General features: G+C 52.2%; 21 protein-coding genes. 9 read left to right on the top strand and 12 right to left on the bottom strand.

The window, feature by feature from the left end; translation table 11 throughout:
- Positions 1 to 6 precede the first annotated feature (6 nt).
- Positions 7 to 1,920 (bottom strand): sulfate adenylyltransferase subunit CysN, encoded by a 1,914-nt coding sequence (cysN, locus tag PSI9734_RS08165; protein WP_173920616.1) that lies wholly within the window; start codon positions 1,918 to 1,920, stop codon positions 7 to 9.
- Between the two features lie 17 nt (positions 1,921 to 1,937).
- On the bottom strand, positions 1,938 to 2,843 hold the full coding sequence (gene cysD, locus PSI9734_RS08170) for a sulfate adenylyltransferase subunit CysD (protein ID WP_173920617.1): 906 nt from the start codon (positions 2,841 to 2,843) through the stop codon (positions 1,938 to 1,940).
- 237 nt (positions 2,844 to 3,080) lie between these two features.
- Between cysD and PSI9734_RS08175 the strand changes: the two genes are divergently transcribed.
- From PSI9734_RS08175 to PSI9734_RS08200, 5 genes are all read left to right on the top strand, one after another.
- Positions 3,081 to 3,980: a LysR family transcriptional regulator gene (locus PSI9734_RS08175; RefSeq protein WP_173920618.1), complete on the top strand. Its 900-nt coding sequence runs from the start codon at positions 3,081 to 3,083 to the stop codon at positions 3,978 to 3,980.
- Between the two features lie 114 nt (positions 3,981 to 4,094).
- Entirely contained in the window at positions 4,095 to 6,869 is a 2,775-nt protein-coding gene (locus tag PSI9734_RS08180) for a TonB-dependent receptor (protein WP_246194829.1), read from the top strand.
- A 10-nt stretch (positions 6,870 to 6,879) separates the two neighbouring features.
- Positions 6,880 to 7,731, top strand: coding sequence for an N-formylglutamate amidohydrolase (locus PSI9734_RS08185; RefSeq protein WP_173920619.1), 852 nt, complete (start codon positions 6,880 to 6,882; stop codon positions 7,729 to 7,731).
- The gene (locus PSI9734_RS08190; protein ID WP_173920620.1) at positions 7,706 to 9,094 is read left to right on the top strand and encodes a YfcC family protein; all 1,389 of its coding nucleotides are present in this window, start codon (positions 7,706 to 7,708) and stop codon (positions 9,092 to 9,094) included. Before PSI9734_RS08185 ends, PSI9734_RS08190 begins: the two co-directional genes overlap by 26 nt.
- Positions 9,095 to 9,810: 716 nt before the next feature.
- Entirely contained in the window at positions 9,811 to 10,089 is a 279-nt protein-coding gene (locus PSI9734_RS08200; protein ID WP_173920622.1) for a hypothetical protein, read from the top strand.
- Between the two features lie 59 nt (positions 10,090 to 10,148).
- Here the strand turns inward: PSI9734_RS08200 and PSI9734_RS08205 are convergent, their stop codons facing one another.
- The 4 genes from PSI9734_RS08205 to PSI9734_RS08220 all read right to left on the bottom strand — a co-directional run bounded on the left by PSI9734_RS08205 (position 10,149) and on the right by PSI9734_RS08220 (position 14,256).
- On the bottom strand, positions 10,149 to 11,636 hold the full coding sequence (locus PSI9734_RS08205; protein WP_173920623.1) for a Fic family protein: 1,488 nt from the start codon (positions 11,634 to 11,636) through the stop codon (positions 10,149 to 10,151).
- A 222-nt stretch (positions 11,637 to 11,858) separates the two neighbouring features.
- On the bottom strand, positions 11,859 to 12,473 hold the full coding sequence (locus PSI9734_RS08210) for an SDR family oxidoreductase (RefSeq protein ID WP_173920624.1): 615 nt from the start codon (positions 12,471 to 12,473) through the stop codon (positions 11,859 to 11,861).
- A gap of 193 nt (positions 12,474 to 12,666) precedes the next feature.
- Positions 12,667 to 13,443 carry a 3'(2'),5'-bisphosphate nucleotidase CysQ gene (gene cysQ / locus PSI9734_RS08215; RefSeq protein ID WP_173920625.1) on the bottom strand — a complete coding sequence of 259 codons (777 nt, stop codon included), beginning with the start codon at positions 13,441 to 13,443 and terminating at the stop codon, positions 12,667 to 12,669.
- Positions 13,444 to 13,614: 171 nt separating this feature from the next.
- A complete protein-coding gene (locus PSI9734_RS08220) occupies positions 13,615 to 14,256 on the bottom strand; it encodes an outer membrane beta-barrel protein (RefSeq protein WP_173920626.1) in 642 nt (213 codons plus the stop codon).
- Positions 14,257 to 14,438: 182 nt separating this feature from the next.
- Between PSI9734_RS08220 and PSI9734_RS08225 the strand changes: the two genes are divergently transcribed.
- A complete protein-coding gene (locus tag PSI9734_RS08225) occupies positions 14,439 to 14,900 on the top strand; it encodes an RDD family protein (protein WP_173920627.1) in 462 nt (153 codons plus the stop codon).
- A 142-nt stretch (positions 14,901 to 15,042) separates the two neighbouring features.
- Complete coding sequence (locus PSI9734_RS08230) at positions 15,043 to 15,966, top strand: hypothetical protein (protein WP_173920628.1); 924 nt, start codon at positions 15,043 to 15,045, stop codon at positions 15,964 to 15,966.
- Between the two features lie 130 nt (positions 15,967 to 16,096).
- Here PSI9734_RS08230 and PSI9734_RS08235 read toward each other — a convergent pair whose 3' ends face one another.
- The gene (locus tag PSI9734_RS08235; RefSeq protein WP_173920629.1) at positions 16,097 to 16,564 is read right to left on the bottom strand and encodes a hypothetical protein; all 468 of its coding nucleotides are present in this window, start codon (positions 16,562 to 16,564) and stop codon (positions 16,097 to 16,099) included.
- A 232-nt stretch (positions 16,565 to 16,796) separates the two neighbouring features.
- Here PSI9734_RS08235 and PSI9734_RS08240 point away from each other — a divergent pair, with 232 nt between their 5' ends.
- Entirely contained in the window at positions 16,797 to 17,027 is a 231-nt protein-coding gene (locus PSI9734_RS08240) for a hypothetical protein (protein ID WP_173920630.1), read from the top strand.
- A 179-nt stretch (positions 17,028 to 17,206) separates the two neighbouring features.
- Here PSI9734_RS08240 and PSI9734_RS08245 read toward each other — a convergent pair whose 3' ends face one another.
- The 5 genes from PSI9734_RS08245 to PSI9734_RS08265 all read right to left on the bottom strand — a co-directional run bounded on the left by PSI9734_RS08245 (position 17,207) and on the right by PSI9734_RS08265 (position 21,379).
- Positions 17,207 to 18,142, bottom strand: a complete 936-nt coding sequence (locus PSI9734_RS08245; protein WP_173920631.1) for a tetratricopeptide repeat protein — start codon at positions 18,140 to 18,142, stop codon at positions 17,207 to 17,209.
- Complete coding sequence (locus PSI9734_RS08250; protein ID WP_173920632.1) at positions 18,129 to 18,422, bottom strand: hypothetical protein; 294 nt, start codon at positions 18,420 to 18,422, stop codon at positions 18,129 to 18,131. The genes PSI9734_RS08245 and PSI9734_RS08250 overlap by 14 nt, the downstream gene beginning before the upstream one ends.
- A gap of 10 nt (positions 18,423 to 18,432) precedes the next feature.
- Positions 18,433 to 20,043 (bottom strand): DUF4331 domain-containing protein, encoded by a 1,611-nt coding sequence (locus PSI9734_RS08255; RefSeq protein ID WP_173920633.1) that lies wholly within the window; start codon positions 20,041 to 20,043, stop codon positions 18,433 to 18,435.
- Positions 20,044 to 20,135: 92 nt separating this feature from the next.
- Positions 20,136 to 20,837 carry an anti-sigma factor gene (locus tag PSI9734_RS08260; RefSeq protein WP_173920634.1) on the bottom strand — a complete coding sequence of 234 codons (702 nt, stop codon included), beginning with the start codon at positions 20,835 to 20,837 and terminating at the stop codon, positions 20,136 to 20,138.
- A complete protein-coding gene (locus PSI9734_RS08265; RefSeq protein WP_173920635.1) occupies positions 20,834 to 21,379 on the bottom strand; it encodes a sigma-70 family RNA polymerase sigma factor in 546 nt (181 codons plus the stop codon). Before PSI9734_RS08265 ends, PSI9734_RS08260 begins: the two co-directional genes overlap by 4 nt.
- A gap of 254 nt (positions 21,380 to 21,633) precedes the next feature.
- On the opposite strand from PSI9734_RS08265, the gene PSI9734_RS08270 reads away from it, so the two are divergent.
- Positions 21,634 to 22,023: a cytochrome c oxidase assembly factor Coa1 family protein gene (locus tag PSI9734_RS08270; protein WP_173920636.1), complete on the top strand. Its 390-nt coding sequence runs from the start codon at positions 21,634 to 21,636 to the stop codon at positions 22,021 to 22,023.
- The last annotated feature ends 84 nt before the right edge of the window (positions 22,024 to 22,107 follow it).

Here is a 22,107-nt window from a genome sequence, read left to right on the forward strand (position 1 = left end):
AACCAGCTACAAACACCCCCTCTCCCGCAAATACCCAACCACCACCTCAGCGGCTTCATCGACACTTAGCTGCTGAGTGTTTAGCCGAAGCTCTGGTTTTACCGGAGCTTCATACGGCGAGCTAATACCCGTGAAATGCGCGATCTCGCCTTGTCTGGCTTTGGCATACAGGCCTTTCGGGTCGCGCTGCTCACATACCTCTAGGGGCGTGTCGACAAACACTTCAATAAACTGGTCGGCGTTGACCATTTGTCGCACTTGCTCGCGATTGCTGCGCAGCGGTGAAATAAAGGCCGACAGCACAATTAATCCGGCGTCGACAAACAGCTTCGCCACCTCGCCAATTCTACGAATATTCTCGATGCGGTCCGCATCATTAAAGCCCAAACCCTGATTTAACCCATGACGGATATTGTCGCCGTCGAGCAAATACGTATGTTTTTGTAGCGTATGCAGGCGCTCTTCCACCGCATTGGCAATCGCCGATTTTCCCGCCCCCGATAATCCCGTAAACCACAGAATCACCGGCTTTTGATCTTTAAGCGCCGCGCGTTGCTGCTGGCTCACTTTATGGCTTTGCCAGGTCACCGGTCCGCGTTTCGCTTGGGTGTTAGGCGCATGTTCGGCCAATGGCTTCTCAATCATGCCCGCCGCCACCGTGGCGTTGCTGAGCTTGTCGATCAAAATAAAGCTACCGGTGGCCCGATTGTGCTTGTAGCCGTCGAACACCAAGGGGCGCTGCGCCCGAATATCTAACAGACCAATCTCGTTAAGGCCTAAATGGTCGGCGTCCACTTCTTGCAGGGTGTTGATGTCGATGCCATAGCGTACCTGTTCGCAGTGCGCGGTGGCACTTTGCGTGCCCATTTTTAACAGGTAGTCGCGCTGGGGCTCCAGCGCCTGTTCGTGCAGCCACACCACTTTGGCACGTAGCCGCGAACTGGTGTAGGGCAGGGCGTCTTTCTCGACGATCATGTCACCACGACTGATATCTAGCTCGTCGTTCAGGCTTAGCGTTACCGCTTGCGGCGCTTGTGCCTGTTCAAGTGCGCCGTCGAAGGTGTTGATCTCGGTCACGGTGCTGACTTTCCCTGAAGGCAGTACCCTTATGGTATCGCCGACGCGCAGGGTGCCCGAGGCTATACTGCCGGCATAACCGCGTTTGCGTTGCTGTTCGCTTGGCTGTTGTTGTGGGCGCTGTACCAGTTGTACGGGGAAGCGAAAGTGTTGATCTTTGGGGCGCTGAATTTTTAAGGTTTCAAGGTACTGCATTAAGGTGCGCCCACGAAACCATGGGGTGTTGGTGCTGCGGTGCACCACATTGTCGCCATTCAGCGCTGAAATCGGCACAAAGTGAATGTCGGGAATATCAAGCAGGCCGGCCAGCTTAAGATAGTCGTCTTGGATGGCTTTATAGGTGCTTTGCTGGTAGTTCACGCGGTCCATTTTGTTCACGGCGACAATGACGTGCTTGATGCCCAGTAAGCTCACAATAAAGCTATGGCGCTTGGTTTGGGTTTGGACGCCTTGTTCGGCGTCGATCAAAATCACGGCTAAATCGCTGGTGCTGGCGCCGGTGGCCATATTGCGGGTGTATTGTTCGTGCCCTGGGGTGTCGGCAATGATGAATTTGCGCTTGTCGGTGCTGAAATAACGATAGGCGACGTCAATGGTAATGCCTTGCTCGCGCTCCGATTGCAGGCCGTCGACCAGTTGCGCTAAGTCGACGGTGTCGTTGGCGGTGATGGCATCGAGCTGGTCGTCATAGATCAACTGGCTGTCGTGCAACAGACGGCCAATAAGGGTGCTTTTACCGTCGTCGACGCTGCCGCAGGTAATGAACCTAAGCAGCTCTTTGTTCTCGTGCTGCGCTAGGTACTTCAGAATGTCTGTTTCGATTAAGCTGGATTTATGACTCACCTGTGGCGTTCAGTACTTTAGAAGTACCCCTCCATCTTTTTCTTTTCCATTGAGCCGGCGCTATCGCGGTCGATCACGCGGCCTTGACGCTCCGATGTGGTGGTCAGCAGCATTTCTTGGATGATCTCTGGCAAGGTAGTGGCTTGCGATTCGATGGCCCCGGTTAATGGGTAGCAGCCGAGGGTACGAAAGCGCACCATTTTATACTGCGGCTGCTCGTTGGGGTGGAGCGGCATACGCTCGTCGTCGACCATGATCAAGCTGCCGTCGCGCTCTACTACTGGGCGTTTGGCGGCGAAATAAAGGCTTGGGATCTCGATCTGTTCTTGATAGATGTATTGCCAGATATCGAGTTCTGTCCAGTTGCTAAGGGGGAACACGCGGATGCTTTCGTGGTTGTGGATGCGTGTGTTGTAGATGTTCCATAGCTCGGGGCGCTGTTGTTTTGGGTCCCAGCGATGATTGCTGTCGCGGAAGCTGAAAATACGCTCTTTGGCGCGCGACTTTTCTTCATCGCGGCGCGCACCACCGAACACGGCGTCGAACTGATGTTGGTTCAGGGCTTGTCTCAGCGCCTGGGTTTTCATCACGTCGGTGTGAATGTTGCTGCCGTGGCTAAAAGGTCCGATGTTTTGTTCGACGCCTTCGGGGTTGGTGTAGGTGATCAGCTTGAATTGATGCTTTGCGGCCATTTTGTCGCGAAACGCGATCATTTCTTTGAACTTCCAGGTGGTGTCGACGTGCATCAGCGGGAAGGGCAACGGGTGCGGCGCAAAGGCTTTGCGCGCCAGATGCAGCAGCACGGAGCTGTCTTTGCCGACGGAGTACAGCAGCACCGGCTTATCAAACTCCGCCACTACTTCTCGCATTATATGGATAGCTTCGGCTTCAAGTAGCTGCAGGTGGGTCAGCTTCGCGCTCATGTCCGGCTCTCTGGTGTGTGCTTATAATCGACCCCGATTGTAGCCCCTGCCGCGTGCCGCGGCAACCCGCACCGCTCCGCCGCCCGCTTGGTGCCACTTATCCACAAAGTTATCCAGAGGGGGCAGCCCTTACAATGTAAAGATTTAGAGGGGGCAGCCCTTACATTGTAGGGGCTGCCCCCTCTGGTTAACTGCGGTATACTCGGGGCAACGAAGGTGAGTGGGTAGGTTGCGGCAATGAAAAAGTTAAGCCTGAAGGCGCTTGAGGCCTTTCATACTGTCATGCGTACGGGCTCGACCACTGCCGCGGCGGCGCATCTTGAGTTGACGCAGCCGGCGGTGAGTCGGTTGCTGGCAAGTTTTGAGGCCTTCGTCGGCTTTCCGCTGTTTCACCGTGAGCATGGCCGCCTAATACCCACCGAAGAAGCACAAGCGCTCAGCAATGAAGCGGATGTTACTTTGGGCAGTGTTGAGCGTTTAGCGCAGTTGGCGCACAACATTAAAAACACCAGCATTGGTTCACTGAAAGTAGTGGCGCCGGTGAGTTTTGTGGCGGGGCTGTTGGCCGATGTGGTCGCCGACTTCATGGGGCAGCACCCAAACGTCACCATTAACCTTGACTCACGTAGCCCAGACTCCACGCGTGAACTGGTGGCTCACCGCGCTTTTGATTGCGGTTTTATTCAATTACCCGAGCGCCACCCTGGCCTCAATGCCTTGCCGCTGTTCGAAAGCCGCATGATGTGTGCGCTGAATCAAGACCACCCCTTAGCCCAGCAACAGCAGCTAAGCCCGAGCGATCTCGCGCAGCAGCAGTTGATTCTGTTAGGTAAAGGCCGTGTTTCGCGCGGCCAAATTGAGCAGGCGTTTCGCGAGCATAATTTAGCCTTGCGGCCGAAAATTGACACCCACAATGTGGCCACCGCTTGTGCGTTTGCCAAGCGCGGTTTAGGTGTCGCGATTGTGAATGGCGCCTTGGCGCAGCAGTACCTTGATGAGCAGTTGGTATTGCGCCCGTTCACCCCTGCAATACCTATTGAATATGGCTTTATTACCTCAAAGCATGCGCCTATGTCGCTGCTCACTCAAAGCTTTATGAGCCATTGCCAAAGCGCACTACGACGTGAGTTCGAATAACAAAAGCGCATACCCTAATCACATAATCAAATAAGATTGCATAGGCATTTCAGTCTCTGATAGCTTGCCCGCGACGTTTAATAATTAACTTATAATTAACTGCGGAGACGCATCATGAACCAGTCTATTTTCAAGAAGTCATGTTTTATGAAGTCGCGCATGGCAAATACCCTTGCGGTAAGTAGTATTGCTATTGCAATCTCGGCGGCGCTCAGTGGCGCGCCTGTTTATGCTCAAAACGCACAAGACAACCAGCAACAAGCAAACGCAGAAGGTGACCAGCCGCAAGCACAAGAGAAAATCACTGTCACGGGCTCGCGTATCGCGCGCCGTGAAGAGTCTGGTGCGCCGATTCAGGTGGTTGACCAAGACGACTTAGAAATTCGTGGTGCGTTAACGCTCGGTGAAATTTTGCAAGAGCTACCATCTGTTGGCGCAAGCTTAAACGGTAACGGCTCGGCAGGTACGTCCCATGGCTCGAGCACGATTAACCTGCGTAACTTAGGCGAGAACCGCGCGCTGGTATTGGTCAACGGTAACCGTTGGGTGAACGGTGCCGGTACCCGTGGTTTTCGTGATTTTGTCGACTTGAACACTATTCCAAGCGCAATTGTGAAAAGCGTTGAGGTGCTGCAAGACGGTGCCACGGCTATTTATGGCGCAGACGCCATTGCCGGTGTGGTAAACATTCAAACTTACAAAGACTACGTGGGTAGCCAAGCCAAGGTTTATTATGGCCAAGCCAGCGAGGGCGACCGCGAGTCAGTAAACTTTGATTTCTTGCATGGTACCGACTTTGGTTCAAGCAACTTAATGGTGGCGCTAAGCTTTGCCGACCAAAAGCCGATTTACAGCCAAGATCGCGAACTTACCCGCATTCCGCTGAATGGCCTAGCAACGGGCACAACCGAAGGCATTTTCCGCGAAGACAACCTGGGCTATTTGCCTTTTTATGAGTCGGACGGTATTACCCGCAACCCAGCTGCCGATGGCAGTGATCCTGATAACTGGCGTGCCGCCAACGGTGACGATCGTTACAATCGTTGGGACAACAACTATGTAGTGGGGCCGCTCGAGCGTAGCTCTGTGTATGCCCAATGGGTACAGCCGTTTACTGACGTCACCATGCGTATTGAAGCGCTCTATAACAACCGTAAGTCGAACCAGCAGTTTAGCCCCGCGCCGCCAGTGATTCGTGGTAGCCGTGGCTTTATGATCGCCGACGACCCGCGGGTGAACCCATTCGGCGTGGAGTTTTCGGGCAGCGATTTCCGTGTCTTTAACTTCTTTGATGAAGTAGGACCGCGGGTGAACCAACAAGACGTCGACACCATGCGGCTCGGTATTGGCTTTGACGGCTATCTTGGCGCCACGTGGACATGGGACGCGTTCGCCAGCTATGCACGCAACAAAGCTGAGTTTGTGAGTAATAACCAACTTGACTTAGACCGCTTAGCACTTGGCTTGCGGGCGTGTGATACCACGGGCATTAGCGTTGATGTGAGCGACCTTGCCGCAGGCTGTACGCCGGTGAACTTGTTTAACCCACTCACCACGCAAATGACCGATTATATTCGTTTCCAAGGGCAAGACAGTAATGAGTCGCGTCAAACCCACGCTCGAATTAACTTTAGTGGTCCGGTGGCGCAATTAGACGCCGGCGAGATCTTAGTTGCGACGGGTCTTGAGTATCGTAAAGAAGAAGGTTTTGATAACCCTGACCCACGTATTAGTGCCGATCCACGGTTGAACAATTATCGTGCCACCAGCTCGTCGCCTCGTGAGGGCACCAGTGGTGAGTACGACTTGTATGAAGGGTATGTTGAGGCTACCGTGCCGCTATTAACTAATGCTGCCATGGCGCAAGACCTTGAGCTTAACCTTGCCGCGCGCTTCAGTGATTATTCGACCTTCGGTAGCACCACCAACACCAAAGTGGGCGTGTTGTGGCGTGTGAACGACGATGTCATGTTCCGTAGCAACTGGGCTGAAGGTTTCCGGGCACCGAGTATTCTGGAACTATTCGAAGGGCAACGGGCAACCTTTGCGCCTGTGAATGACCCATGTTCAGGTAATACCAGCCTGCCAGGTTGTCAGGGCGTGCCTAGCAGCTACACCCAAACCGACACCCAAGAGCCGGTAACCGTGGGCGGCAACCCCGACTTACAGCCAGAGACCTCAGACAACTTCAATATCGGTATGGTGTGGACGCCTGAAGCCATTGACGGTTTCAACTTAAGCCTCGACTACTACGACATTGAAGTGGTCGACACCATTAGCACTTTTGGTGCCCAGAACCTGTTGAACTTATGTGCCAATACTGGCCGCAACTGTGGCGTGATCACGCGTAATGGTAATGGCGAGTTGGTGAACATTGTCGATGGGCCAGTCAACTTAAACAGCACCACCACCAGCGGCTTTGATTTGCTTGCCAACTATCGTTTCGATAACCAGTACGGTCGTTTCGACATGATGTTAAACGTGTCTTATTTGAACGAGTTCGAAGAAGTAAGCACCTTGGCTGATGGTTCAACGCGTACCGAAGATCTAGTCGGGATCGCTCGTTCGCGGGAAGCTTTCCCTGAGTTACGCAGTAACTTCCAATTACAGTGGCAGCGCAACGATTGGTCAGCAACTTATAGTCTGCGACACATCGGTGATACCACGGAAACATTTGCGGGCGACGAGCGCAGCATCGGTACGGTGGTATATCACTCAGCGTCAGCCGGTTATGAGTTTGACAATGGCTTACGAGCGAAGTTTGGGGTGAACAATATTGGTGACAAACAGCCACCGGCAAGTCGGACAAATTTGAATATCAACTTTGATATCAATACCTACAATGCCATTGGCCGTTTTTACTACACCCAGTTAACCTACAACTTCTAAGGAGCTGTTTGTGCCTTACGAGAAAGCTTACACTATGCACTTGCCCCTCGCGGGGCGGGTGCAACCGTTAGTGATCGACTCGCCGCACAGTAGTTGTTGGTTTCCGCCGCATCCGGCACTGGCTGCATCAGACACGCAGTTAAAAACGGGCTGGGACGCGTTTGTGGATGAGTTGTGGTTGCCCAGCGTCGGCGAGGGCGCCACCTTGTTGGCCGCTAATTTCTCGCGAATGTTCATTGATCCTAATCGCGCTGCCTCAGACATTGATGAGGCGTTGCTGGCAGAAAACTGGCCCTATGCACTACAGCCGACGCCCTACAGCGCACGAGGTATGGGCTTAATACGCCGCTTTGCCCTACCGCAAGTGCCGATGTATTCGGAGTTGTTAACGGTCGATGATGTGCGTCAACGCATCGCGACCTATTATGAGCCGTACCATCAAGCACTTGCCCAGCGCTTGCGTAACCTGCGCGATGAATTTGGTGCCGTGTGGCATATCGATTGTCATTCGATGAAGTCGACGGGCAACGCAATGAATATCGACGCCGGAGCCGCGCGCCCAGACGTCGTTGTTAGCGATGGCTGTGGTACCACTGCGGCGCCGGAATTTACCGCGATGGTGGTGGCGCAGTTCGAACGCTTAGGTTTTCGTGCGGCGGCCAATGATCCGTACCAAGGCGGTCATATTGTACGTAACTACGGCGCACCTAAACTGGGTGTGCATAGCATTCAAATTGAGCTTAACCGTGCCCTTTACATGCACGAAGCCAGTTTTGAGAAGTCAGCGAAGTTTGTTGAGTTGCAACAGCAGCTTAGTCTAGTAACGGAGGCCATTCTTGAGTACATCAACACGCACACGTAACCCGCTCGTGGTGCTGCTGGGCATCTTATTGTTGGCCGGCGTACTTACCTATTTGGTCGACTCGGGTAGCTATGAACGAGACGGACGGCTGGTTGTACCCGGCAGTTACTCAGTGCTCGACAAAGACGCCAGTCCTTCGCACCTTTGGCGTGTTTCGCCGGTGGAAGAGGGTGCCGCGCCGGTCAGCCTTAGCGAATTGTTCTTAGCAATTCCAGAGGGCTTAGAACGCGGTGCCGGGCTGATTTTTATGGTACTGGTGATTGGCGGTATGTTTGGTATCGTCAAGCAAACGGGGGCTGTTGACGCCGGGCTTGAGCGGTTGCTGAGTTCGGTGCGTGGCAATGTCTATGTGCTGGTGCCCGCGTTAATGCTGGTGTTTGCGGCGGGCAGTACGTTTTTAGGGCTAGCGTCGGAATATCTGTTGATTATTCCGTTAATGGTGGCAATGGCGGAGCGACTTGGCATGACCCGCTTGATTGGGCTGGGCATTGTTACCGTGGCGGTGAAAGCCGGTTATTTGAGTTCGGTAACCAACCCATTGCCCTTGACCATCGCTCAACCTTTGGTCGGTGTACCGATTTTTAGCGGTGCTGGGCTACGTTTTGTATTTTTCATGATTTACACCTTGGTTGGTATCGGTTTTATGTTGTTAGTGATTCGTCGCTACAGTAAAACCCATACGGTGCGCGACCATACGGTAGTGAGTTTTGATGCGAAGCCTTTGTCGTGGCGGCATCGACTGATGTGGCTGGTATTGCTCAGTGGTATCGGGTTCTTAGTGTATGCCTCGAACACTTGGCAGTGGAACAAAGAGCAACTGACTGCTTTTTATCTGTTTTTGAGCGTGGTGCTGGCCTTTATGAGTGGTTTAGGGCTTAGCGGTGCGGCTGATGCCTTTGTCTCTGGCATGAAGAAAATTCTGCTCGCAAGCTTTTTGATTGGCGTCGCATTTGCCATTGCGGTGACCTTAGAGCGCGGGCAGATCCTCGACAGTGTGATTTTCGGCCTCACCAGCTTGGTCGGTGACGACAACTCCTGGTTAGCGGCGCAGGGCATGTTAGTGTCGCAGCTCGCGTTAGACTTCATGGTGCCGTCAACTTCGGGCCAAGCAGCGGTGTCGATGCCAATTCTCGGCCCGCTCGGCCAGCTTGCCGGCGTCGGCCCACAAACCACCGTGCTGGCCTTTTTATTCGGCAACGGCATCACCAACATGATCACCCCTACCTCGGGCACCTTGTTGGCCTACCTAGCTACAGCGCAAGTGCCATGGACACAATGGGCAAAGTTCATTCTCCCCTTATGCCTCGTGTTCATTGGCCTTGCCACCCTCATGCTCAGCTACGCCGTCTCCCTCGGGGTGTAACCCACCCCAGAGGGGGCAGCCCTTACAATGTAAAGATTTAGAGGGGGCTGCCCTTACATTGTAAGGGCAGCCCCCTCTGGTTTTTTGGTTTACGCGATGCGCCGGGTATTACGGCACCGGTCACTTTGTATGCCATAGCCTGAGCAGCCCCAAAACTCGCCATACTTTCCTTGTCGACGTTGCATAGGGCGGCCGCATAAGTCACGTTGGGGATGTCGATTGGTCAAAATAGTCCGCTGAAGTTGGTTGAAATAGTCGCACGACAGCAAATATTTCGATTGGAACCATAATTACTGAAACAATAGCATCCGGAGGACTGAGGCTGGAAAGTCCTAGACCTAAAAGTAAGACGATGCTGAACGCTGCGAGGACCGAATAGATCCACCGGGCTACATTGCTACCGCGATTAATATGGAACGGTAATAGGCAAAATAGCCCGTATACTGAAATGGTAAAAATGAAATCGCCCGCCGAAGTGTAGCTCATCCACTTACTTACAATTGCCGCAGCGACTGATAACCCCAGCGTGATCCAGATTGCAATAACGGCTTGATCGACTTCCCTTGGTCTATACACTATGAACTCCTTTTAATGTTGGGCATAGTTTTAATATTATGTTTAGACGATGTCAAATGTGTGAGATTATTTTGCTGGAGCGCGAAAGGTATCAAATTACTTTTTGCAGGTACCGCTTTTATTTTTTCGAGGTTAGGCGCATGGCACGACGTAACAAAGATCTTCTGACGCTAATGATGAACAAGCCACCGGCGGAAGCGCTTTTGTCCGGTGTGCTATTGGCGGTCGCCATCTGGGCCGCTGGTTTCTTTTTTGAGCTATTTGTAACACCCGACGAATCGGCGTCAGGCACGATCACCGCCGATACCTTGCAGCCAATGTTCGAATTGATTAGTGGGTTCGCGAATATCGTTGCCGGTATTATCTTGCTGGTGGCGGTGCTGCAATATCTGGTGCGCGGAGCGCTGCTGAAAAAATAAAGTGCGTTATGTGTAATCCCCCGAAAAATCGGAGCAATGATAAGTATAAAACTCCGTTATCAGCCGGCTGGCAGTATGATTCTATGTTTCACCAGTTCACGGTTGAATGTTGCGACGCCCTGTTCAGGCAACTTGTCCGCCATATTGGCCTGCAACATGGCTTTCGTCTCACCATAATCATCCCAAGGTAAATTTGCGGTATAGGCGTGCAAATCCGCATAGACTTTCGCCAAGGTTCTAAATTTACCCATTCTCGTGGCTTGCATTAACCCATTTAAATAACTCTCTCTATGTACAGTCGGCACAATGACTTTGTGCAATTCACTGGCCACCAGCTCAGTATTCATCATGATCCGGGATAAGCGACCATTACCATCGTCAAATGGATGCACTTCTGCCACTAAAAACTGCATAAACACCGCTCTGGCTAACCCTGGTGGCAATGACAGATACAATTGAAACGATTGCGACAATGTGCCTTCAACATGGTCCGGCAGCACAAACATACTATCGCCTGCTTTATTCGCCGTTTGCTTTAGAGTTCCGGGGTGTTTATCAGGCCGCTCATGCATGATGATTTCATGGCGGTTGACTAATAAGTTTAATAAGTCGTCAGGATTTTCCGGCACGGCCGACATTTCTGTGTAGTCGCTGACCACATTAAAAACTGACAAAACATCATGACTATCTTGGAGCCTGTCATTTATCGTGACTTTCTCAAAGACAATCTTTTCCGCTTCTTCAATTTCAAACTCAGTGCCTTCAATGTAGTTTGAAAAATAGCTTTCATAGAATGATAAGTTACGCCAGTTCGATGCATTATAAACATAGGGGTGCTCAATAAATTCACACCGTTTTAGGTAAGTTGCCAGCCCCTCGAACAACTCGACGGGTTGAGCATCAAATGGTGTTTTCTTCGCTCGTGCAATTGCACGGTTATTTTCCAGATTGCGCACTGGCTTTGTTGCCAGAATGCTACCCACTAATCTATCTAAAATGCGCGCTTCACGCCCCATATCCAATAATTCAGCATGCGCAGACGCCTCGTCACGGATCCTGTTTAATTCATCCTCGCCATAACGGTTCAAAAGAGAACAAAGTTTTTCTTCTACCCACTCCTTCCCGAGCGATTTCACCAGCTGTTTATTCTGATGAGCAATTTGTAGATTTTCCAATAGCAGACGCGGTGTTGCACTGCGCTTTAACTCCGGAATAAATCGCTCAGTTAAAACATCAATATTTCCGGGTAAACAATGGATCAGCAAGCTGTCGGTTACTTTTAAGGTTTTGCGCACTTTCAAATTAACCGTGACATAAACTACACCGTTCAAAGGTTTTAATTTCTCCGCTGTAATATGCGTCGCCACGGCTTCTGGATACAGAAAATGCACCACGTTAGCCCAGTTCGATAATACTAACTCATCAATCTCGGCATACGATGCATCGGTATAAATTCCCGCGCGAATACGTTTTAACTTTCCCGCTGCGAACTTCTTAGAGAACGCCTTTGATTCAGCCGTGCTTGATGCAAAATATAATCGACTCATACGACCTCCGTCGTGGCGAATTTTTTAATACTTGCAGTGTCTATCGGGAATTATTGCATACAACGTGTGGTTTTGGGGGATTATTTAATACAAAGCGGCTGGTTTTTGCGAAAAATATAATACAAAACGAAATTTATCGATTTCGCTGCGGTGCAGCTGGTGAGGGAGATAATAACTATCAGTAGCCCGCGTATTACCGCGGGCCACCGGCTTTGCGCGCGCTTAATCAGCAGACATCACATCAAACGCCTTACCGATCATGTCATCGGTTGTCAGGCAGCCCATGAGTACGTGGGCGACGTCTTCGCGGGGGATCTTGCCAGGCGGCAGATGCTCGCCGATGTCGACGCGGCCGGTGCCGTTATCGTCGGTGAGGGCGCCGGGGCGCACGATGGTCCAGTCTAACTCGCTGCGCATCAATTCGCGATCGGCGTAATGCTTGGCAGCGTAGTAGGGCTTGAGCTCGTCGGCCCAGTTCTCGCGGTTGTTGGCCTGCCATGCGCTGAGCATGACAAAGCGCTTGATGCCCTGGGCTTGCGCCGCTTCCATGGTTTTTATCGCACCGTCGAGGTCGACCAGCAAGGTCTTGTCGTCGCCGCTGTTACCGCCTGAGCCTGCGGTAAAGGCCACGGCGTCAACGCCAGCGAGGGCATCGGCTAATTGCGCCACCGTGCCTTCCAGATCCGCCAGGCGCGCTTCCACGTCCTGTTCTTGCCACTGCTTTTGCTGTGCTTCTTTGCGCACCAGCGCCACCGCCTCATGTTCCGCATCATTTTTTAGCAGCTCGACCAGCTGCTGACCTATTTTGCCATTGGCTCCTACTACTGCTACTCGCATTAGAACCTCACTTGTTTTGTTCGCTTCGGTGAATTTGTTTGCTGGGTAGTACCTTTGGGCGAATGCCTTCAGATCAAGAGGGGGGGGCAGCCCTTACATTGTAAAGATTTAGAGGGGGCTGCCCCCTGTGGGTAAAGTTATCCCCAAGGGGCAGCCCCCCCTTATGACCGTGCTGCGTAAGCGTTTGGGAGCTTCACTTGGCGATGAAGTAGGGGTTCAGCAGCGATTCTTTTTGATTGTAGGTTAACGGCTCGCCGTCGGTGGTGGTGACGGTGGCTCCTGCGGCTATGGCAATCGCGTGTGCAGCGGCGGTGTCCCATTCGCTGGTGGGGCCGAAGCGCGGGTAAAGGTGTGCTTTGCTTTCGGCGACCAGGCAGAGTTTCAATGAGCTGCCCATAGCGACGATTTCGTAGGGCTGCTCTAGGGTGTCGAGATACGCCTGCAAGTCCGGCGCCGGGTGTGAGCGCGAGCCGACAACTTTTAAGGTCTTTGGGTGGGCGTCTTGCCGGGCTTGTATCGGTGCGCCATTTTTGTAGGCGCCTAGGCCTTGGGCGGCGGTGTACATGGTTTGCGTTGCTGGCGCGTAAACTACCCCAGCGAGGGGCTGCCCCTTGTGGATAAGTGCAATGTTGACGGTGAACTCGCCGTTGCGCTTAATAAATTCTTTGGTGCCATCGAGCGGATCGATGAGCCAATAGGTGGTCCATTGCTTACGTTCTTGCCAGCTGATAACGGCAGATTCTTCCGAGAGTTGCGGCAGGTTTGCGAGGTCTTTATCGGTTAGCTGTTTTAGCTCAGCTTCGATGATAGCGTGTGCCGTTAAGTCAGCTTGTGTCAGTGGACTGTTGTCGCCCTTCGCCTGTACTGCAATGCGCTCGGCAAAATCGCGCGCATCGTAAATCGCCATGATCGCCTCACCCGCCTTGCGGGCAATCGCTGCCACTTCTTTCAGCTGTGCTTCGGTTAACATACGCCTCTCTCGCTCCATAGCTTCCTTCGCATAGCATAGCGCTATCGCCGCATGTCTTACATCCCTTGTCCGAAATAACCAGAGGGGGCAGCCCTTACAATGTAAAGATTTAGAGGGGGCAGCCCTTACAATGTAAGGGCTGCCCCCTCTGGATAAGTGCGCGGTGGTGGCTTAGAAGTGGTAGCTGGCGCCGATGGTGGTGTAGCTCGTGTCGCCGTCGATGCGGGTATAACCAGCGGACAAGCTGAAGCGAGGTTCAAAGTAGTAGCGGGCTGAGACGCTGAATTCTTGGTCGCCGTCGGCACCGATGTCGATATGGCGCAAAGCTGCGTCGACTTCGAAACGTTCGGTCAGAGCTGAGCGCACGCCCACTTGCGCGTTCCAACCTGACTCGCTTTGTGAGTATGAATCGGCGAAGCTGTTGTCGCTAAGTGATACTTCGCTACTGACGCTGAAGCGAGAGAAACCTGCCGCCATGTAGCCGACCGTGCTGCCAGTATCGTAAAACTTATAGCCTAAATTGGCGTGTGAAAGCTCGGTAGAGATTTCAAAGGCGGCATCTGCGCTACCTGTGTTTTCAACGAAGCTGTCAGTGGCATCAAGGTGATTAACACTAAGAAATACTTTCGGTGAAAAAGACGTTTCTAGGTTTACTTTGAATCCGTCGAGTGACTCGTCTGCAACGTCAAATTTGACATAACTAAGGCCAACATTATCGAAACTTGGAGCGTTGCTTTCAGCGGCTAGAACCGGTGCAGAAAGCATCATTGAAGTTGTTGCCAAAACTACAGCGACTTTTGAAAGACGAAACATATAACTTCCTTTTTTATGGGTAATAAGCAATGCCTAAAGGGCAAGGTTCACGCATTCTAGGTGGGAGGTTCGTAGGCCGCAACAAATAAGATGTTACTAATATTTAATAAATAGAATGTTTAGCCTATGTTTGGTTTGTGTCATTATTAAAGCTTCAAGAAAAATTATAAAAGGAACTTAAAATGCACGATGAAAACTTGGAATATGTCGGCTTTTGGCCGCGCGTTGGGGCGGCAATTATTGATTCGCTACTGTTGATCATGGTGACTTTCCCAATCATTCATTTCGTCTACGGGGATGCTTACTGGTATACCGATAGCTTAATTCTTGACCCCTTAGACTTTGTCATAAATTATATCTTCCCTGCGGTTGCTATTATTTTATTTTGGGTTTATCGCCAAGCAACACCTGGCAAGATGGCAATATCTGCGAAGATAGTTGATGCAGATACCGGCCATGAGGTGAAAACCTCCCGCCTTATTCTTCGTTATGTTGGTTATTATGTTTCGAGCATTCCACTTTTGCTCGGACTTATTTGGGTGGCTTTTGATAGTCGCAAGCAAGGTTGGCACGATAAAATGGCTAATACAGTTGTGGTGCGTCGCAAAGATCGCTCGCCACGCCCGGTGTCGTTTGATAATTAAGTTGTTTGCCCCTATTGCATTTGAGTAGGGGCTAATCAATTCGGCCCACTCTCGCTATGTGCTTCGACATATTGCCGGATGCTTTAATCCGGCCTATACAAACTCTGTAGTTTCGATTTTCTCAACTAGTAGGGTAGTCACTATGTCTAAAAGAAGCACGGCAATACTAATTATAACAGCAGCGATGATGAGTTCGTCGGCGGCATCGCAAGACCTTTCAGGTGAATTTATAGGCGATATTGCTTCGGCCCCATCCTATGTAACGGACGCAGGTGCCACCAGCGTTAAAGTTAATTTCACCTATGACACAACAGTTCCTTTCACGACAGTGGGCCCTCCTTATTTTCGATACGATGGCGCATTGGCTGAGGTAACTTATGAATTTATGGACGCACAGGGCAACCCAATAGATTTTAGCTTACCGACACCGTTTTTCTTTCCCGATGGTGCTCAGCAACTGAATCTCTCAGGCTCCTTTGATTACGACGATAATTATTCCTATAACACGATTAATTACCAGTTGAATAATACGACAGTTATGGCTTATTTTAATTTAGATGCCAACCAACAGTCACCGTTATTCGTGCCGTTCGATAATTACCCACAGTTCCAAGAAGTTGCGAATGAACCGTTTTCCTATGAAAGTACTTTGATTATTCGAGCACCAGACACCCAGTTTTCTGCTGAGGCATGGATTGACATAGATGTTCACACCTTACGCTATGTTGGGCTGGATGCTGACGAAGACGGGATTGCAGATACAGATGATCTTTGTGGCGCATCTATTTTAGACGAAACCGCTATGTTTGGTCCGTTTAATTCGGGAGTGCCGAACTATATTGATGCCGACGGTTGCTCGATTATGGACCATTATGCGGCGTGTGAAGCTGAGGAAGAAGAGGCACCAAGTTCGCCTTGGGGTTGGTTCCAACCAGTCTACTCAGGACCTTCTTCGTGTGAGCGTCAAGTAAGCTATAGCTTAGTCGATGCTGGTGTTATTGATTACACTGAAGCGCGTATGCTGAGAAATGCACTGAATCTATCGTCACAGCAGGGTGATTTGTGAGTCTTTAATTAGCTCATTATTAGCTCGCTATGAATTCTGTGTTAAGTCATATGTGAGTTAATTATGAGTTCAGTATGAGTTATAAGTGAGTTGAAGTGAATGGAGCTATGTTCCCATAGCTCCATTTTTATTAGTTATTACCCTTCTTTTTGCCGGTTTTAGCTTTCTCTGCTGGCTTTTCTTGAGGTTTTTCGCCTTGCGCTTCGTTATCTTGCGTTGATGTGTCATCCGCTGACCGCTCTAGTGTTATGTCACCGTATTTGGTGCGCCCTGGTCGTTTCCGTTCGGCCGCTTTAGTACCCTCTGCTTGTTGCACTGTGTGCGTTGATTCGTGCGCGGCGGATTCCGCGAGGTCTAACAGCCCATCATCATCGGAATCATCATCGAGATGATCAGGCGGACCAGCGGAAACTTTCACTTGATCAGCCAGTTTCTTGCCGGCATCAAACTTTGCTCCGCGGGCTTGCTCGCTCGTTTCTTTTGCGGCCTCGGCGGTTGCTTGGCCGGCTGCCGGTGGCTCTGGTTTTGCTTTGTCTTGTGCCGCTGCGCTTAGCGGTAGCGCTAAACCTAGTGCGATAAAAATGTATGCATGTTTCATCTTTGACTCCTTGCTGGCCGTCGTGATTGACGACCGCGCACCTTTGGTTATAGCGCAAGTTCAAAAAATAACCAGCTGGCGTTGTGCCTACTATCGCAAATGTTAAGGGGGGGCAGCCCCCCTCCGCGAAATTGCCTTTACAATGTAAGGGCTGCCCCCTCTGCTGGAAGCGTCTTTACAATGTAAGGGCTGCCCCCTCTGGGCGGAGGATTTTGTGGTCGGGGAGGCGGTGGTGGATGAGGTGTGGGGTGTGCTTGAGGTTGGGGCGGTAGGCGCACGGGGCGGTGCCGGTGAAGGTGATGGTGCGTTCGCCGGCGTAGACGCCGCGGTAGGTTTCGCCGCTTGGTTCGAGCTTGCAGGTTGCCCCCGCAGCTCGGTCAGACTCCGCAGCTCGGTCAGACTCGTCAGCTCCCGCGCCGGCTACATCGGTGCTAAGCGTGAGCCAGTGTGGCAGGGCGGCTAGGGCGGCGTTTGGGTCGCTGCTGCCGACAAGCGCCTCAAGATCGTGTTCGGTGAAGCGCCATTGCCAGGTGAGTTGGTCGGCGTCAGTGCCGGGCTCCAAGGTTAAAACGCTGGTGCTAAAGTCATGTGCTTGCGCCGTGAAAGCCAGGCAAAGCAGAGGTATCAGTAAAAGATAGTGTTTCATTGTAGGCTCCTTGCTCGTTCGAGTAGTTCTTGATCGGCGGGCTCTTTGGCAACGTTGTAGTTGAGCTCGGCGTAATGTAGGGCTTGTGTTGGTTCAATGGCGACGTAGGCAAAATAGTAGGCGATGTCGGCGGTATGCAGTGCTTCGTCGCGAGCGATACGGATCTGCATACGCTCCGCGGTGAGTTGCTGCCAGCAGTGGCGGTCACTGTTCGCGGCAATCGACGCGTGGGCAATTCGCACCAGCATGCTATCTTCGGGTAGTTGGCCAAGTTGCGGACACTCGGGGTAGGCTGCGAGTAAACGTTGCGGGTCTGCTGCCGCAAGCCAAGCGTCGGCTAATAATTTTTGATTGACCACGGGATGGTCCTTAAAGTCGCGGCCGGCAAACCACCTTGCGACGTCGTCATAATGGCCTAGCGCATAGGCTTGTTCAGCTAAAATCTGTTGTTGCCAGTGACGGATATCCTTACTCGCCGGCTGTTGTTGATAGAGCTTGGAAAGTTGTTGGTAGGTGTTGGCAAGGCGGTCTGGATGCATGCGCCCGGCAACTTCAAGTAAGCAGGTTGCCGACAGCGTCATGCTTACTTCGCCGAGTAAGGCTTGGCAGCTGCGTTGGGCTTGCTTGAGCGCGCCTTGGGCAAGATGGATGCGGGCCTGCATGAGCCGTGCTTGCAAGTGATCGGGCTGCTGCTTGAGCACTTGGTCGAGTACGTTTAAGGCGTCGTCGAAGCGATGTCCGTATTGCAGGGCGTCAGCCTCACTCAAAGCCTCAGTCAAAGCCCCCGCATCAGCAGAGGAGACTACACCGTCCGTGGTGTAGCCTCTCCCTGATACGTTTAAGGTCTCTGATGCACTACCGTGCGCCGCGCAGCTTAGCAAACTAAGGCCAAGTGCGAGGCGAGGTAGCCAGCGTGTGTTAGCCCTGTCCATGGATCGTCCCCGATGCCACAAGGTCGTCGAACTCCGCGGTCGTCATCACATCGAATTCGATATCCTTACCATTGATTGTCAGTGGTGCCGCGTGAGGTTCTTGGGCATAGGCGTCACGTACCAGTGTCCGAAACGACACTGTATCGTCGCCATCACCGCCGCCCATGTCTGGAGGCGGCATCGGTGCGCTGGTGGAGTCGTTGTTACAACCGACCAGTACCAGCATCGCTGAGGCCATCACTAGTGTTGTGGCAATTGCACGTAAGTTAATGTTTATCATTCGAAAGCTCCTATTCTGCTGAGCCTGAAATAGGCGTGATCAGGTACGGGAAGCTGCTGTCGACGAAGCTTGCATCAAGAGGGGCACCATCGGTAAATGGCGCGTCGCCGACATTCGCGTCTTCCGGTGCACAGTAGCCAAGATTCACTGGCTCGCCGTTTACTGGAATGTCATGACACAGGGCGCCCATCACCACGCGGAGCGCGATGTCGACCACATCGTCACCTGGGCGACGACCGTTGGGGAAGCCCGCTAAGTCATTCCCCGCGACGCCAAAAGGCGACTGCATGGAAGCTGGTGTCGCTGGAATCGCAGTATTCAGACGTAGCATCTCAGATGGTGTAACGCTCGCTTGCTGGTTGACGCCCGGGAAGCCAGTTAAAAACGCCGCAACCAGATCTTCACGCGGGTAGTTGGTCGGTGCGATGGTGTCGAAGTTGGTTCCTAAGGTGGCATTCACCGCGTCGCGGAATAATAAATCTAAGATCACCGGTAGCGTTGGATGCGTGACAAAATCAGCAAACTGGCCGTCGTCGCTAGGGTGTGCGCCGCTGAAGGTGTCCTTGGCGTCGACGCCAATCACCAGTTCATTCACTAATGGCGAACCTAGGCGTGAAACTTGTACGAGGGCGCCACCATTGACTTCAGGTTTTGCTAGGTCAGCTTCTGGATTTAAAATTCGAGCTTGGGGCAGGCTCGCAGTGGTCCACGCGCCGATAACGCCATTGCCGTCGCCGGTGACACAAGCGGTTGGTAGTTCTAAGGCGATGGTATTGACGTTTTTGTCATTTAAGTCGTCATTTGCGGTGTCTTGCGTGATGCCGCCTGGAAAACCGCCGCCGTCACCTGCACCTGGCGCGCTATCGCCTTCAACAGGAACGTAATTCACCAAATCGAAAGTTTTGCCGAGGTTGACGGTGAACGGGTCTTTGCGCTGCCCTACGAATACACGGCCGGGGCTGGCGCAATTGGGAATATTGATGTCGTACACATACTGATCGGCGTAGTCCTGATAAGCGCTGGCGCTGCTGAAGGTTTTGTCGCCGACATAAGCGTAGGGCTTGACGAATTCCATCTCACCGCTGGAGCCGTTTACCGTGCTACTGCTGCCTGATTTTTGGGCTCCGGTAACAAGCTCAACCTGGTAGGTTTCGCGAAAGTTAAGAGCGCTGTTATCGCCGGGACTGACCCCGCCGATGTGCTTGAGCGGTACGCTGACGTCGCGGCTGTTACCCTCTGGACCGACTGTGAGTTTTACGCCGCCATTGGGCTGGTCTTGGTTGAAACGAAACTCAAAAGTATAGTCTTCGACGGCATCACCATCGGCATCGATATGAATGGCGTAAACGGCGGCTGGGTCCATGGCGAAATAGTTCGGGCCGCCATAGGCGTCTTGCAAAGGTACATAGTTAGCTATTGCGGTAACGTAGCCCTCGCGTCCCGGTTCGTAACTATTAAAGAGGTAAAAGTCGGTCGAGTCGACGGTTGGAAAGCGCGTAATATTTGGCGCTTCACGGTGACTTGAGGCTTGTGCGCCGGCACTCAACAGTAGTGTCGCTACGGCGACTGCCACATAGCTTTTCTTTGCGTTTGTCTGTGTATTCGCTTTGAAGTTCTGCATTAGAATCCCTCGCAATCGTTGTTGTTAAGTTGTCTTGCATTAACAACTCCGATTGAGAGGGTCCTTTGGATGCAGGTTTATTTAAATTATTTCTAACTACCTGAAACTGTTATGAAATCAGTGGTAAATAACACGGGGCCACTGGGTACATCAAGCGGTGAGCCGCCCAGCGGTTCGCGACTCACTGCCAGCGCTGCAATTGTTTGCAGGTCGACGTTGGCCGGTACATTTAAGCTACGACGGCCTTGTTGTGGTAGCAACCCCAAACTGATGGGGGCAGCGCCGCTGGCCGGCAGCATCCACAGTTCATAGTCTTCATTAGTGAGAGGCTCGATGGCACCGACGGCTGCCACTTCTAGCAGTTGCTCACGCTGTTCGAGTAGCCATAACGTGCGTGCTTCGCTGTTTTGAATGACAGCAATGCGGTCGGCTTCAGGAACTGGCGTCGGGGTAAGGAGCGTTTGGTTGAGCATTACCAGCACCAGCAGTGCGGCAAGAGCGCCCGTGAGCCAACGCCAGCCATTGCCAGCTTTCTTCTCCAGCGGATTCGAGCTTTGCCCGCGCCGCCAGCCCAGCCGAGTTTCAATGGTAAGCCAAGTCGACTTTGGGGCCTGCTGCTCGGGGAGCTGGGCGGCAAGCTCGTTAAGGTGTAATTCCCAAAAAGTGACTTCGTCGCGTAACTTAGGCTGCTCCATTAGTAAGCGCTGGAATTTATGACGTGCTTGACCACGCATGCTGCCAAGCACATAACGTGCCGCGAGTTGATGTTGGCGTTCGGTCGTTTGGTAGTTCATCGTTGCAAGCACCCCTTTAAGCTGTCGAGACCGCGGCGGATCCAGCTCTTCACTGTACCTAAGGCTTCGCTTAAGTAAGCACTAACTTCGTGGTGGCTGAGGCCATAAATAAAAGCTAACTGAATGCTTTGTCGAGTGCTTGGTTGTAGCTCATCGAGACACTTTTTCAGTTGTTCCGAGTTTTCGCTCGCGCTTAGTTTAATATCAAGGTGATCGGCTTCACTGGCGGGAATGTCGGGCAGCGCATCACTCCCTAATGTTTGGTTTCCTTTATTGCGAAGCATGTCGATAGAGCGATAGCGCACCATACTGATCAGCCAGCTCATCACGCTGCCGCGTTGTGTTGAGTAGTCGCTGGCGCTATGCCAAACCTTGATGAATGCGTCCTGCAGGGCTTCCTCGGCCCAATCGTTACGTCTGAGAATGTGCAAACTTACCGAGAAAAGTTTGTCGGATGTGGCGAGGTACAGCTGCTTAAAAGCCTCTCGATCGCCCAGTGCGACCTGCTGTAGCTGACGCCCTAGCTGTTCTGGTGTGCTCATGTGAGCTCCTTTTTATTAGTGTCGTCAGAGTATAGTACGTTTCTGCGCATCATTCGGATGCACAGAAACGACATGAGAGGGGGCAGCCCTTACAATGTAAAGACGGTTTCACCAGAGGGGGCAGCCCTTACAATGTAAAGACGATTCCGCAGAGGGGGGCTGCCCCTTCTGGTTATTTGTACGAGATAAAGTATATTAGCAGCGGAAATGTCGGATTTTGTTCTTGATAATAATAAATCTAAAAGGAAGGGTGCGTGAAGCGGAATACGAAATGGATATTGATTGTTGTCGGTATTGTAGCTGGGCTTGCGGCGCTTGCTGCAGTGTTGGTTTACTTCTTGATAAACATGATGAAAGGTGAGGCATACGACCTCTCGTTTAAAGCTGTGTCTGAGCATGCGGCTGTTCACGCCTTGCTGGGAGAGCCCATCGAGCCAGGCTTTTTTGTCTTGGGTAACGTTAGTATCAGCGGGCCAAGTGGTACGGCCAAGCTGCAATATAATGTAAGTGGGCCGGATGGCGATGCGACAGTGTTCGCCTACGCCACCCGCGACGCTGGACAGTGGCAGCTGAACCGAGTGATCGTTGATGTGGACGGCGCGCGCGAGCGCTTCAATGTGATCGCCCCGAACGACTCATTGTAGTCTTCCACCAGAGGGGGCAGCCCTTACATTGTAAAGATGGTTTCGCGGAGGGGGGCTGCCCCCTCTGGTATAATCAACTTCCAT

Source organism: Pseudidiomarina piscicola (assembly GCF_902806985.1).
GTDB lineage: Bacteria > Pseudomonadota > Gammaproteobacteria > Enterobacterales > Alteromonadaceae > Pseudidiomarina > Pseudidiomarina piscicola.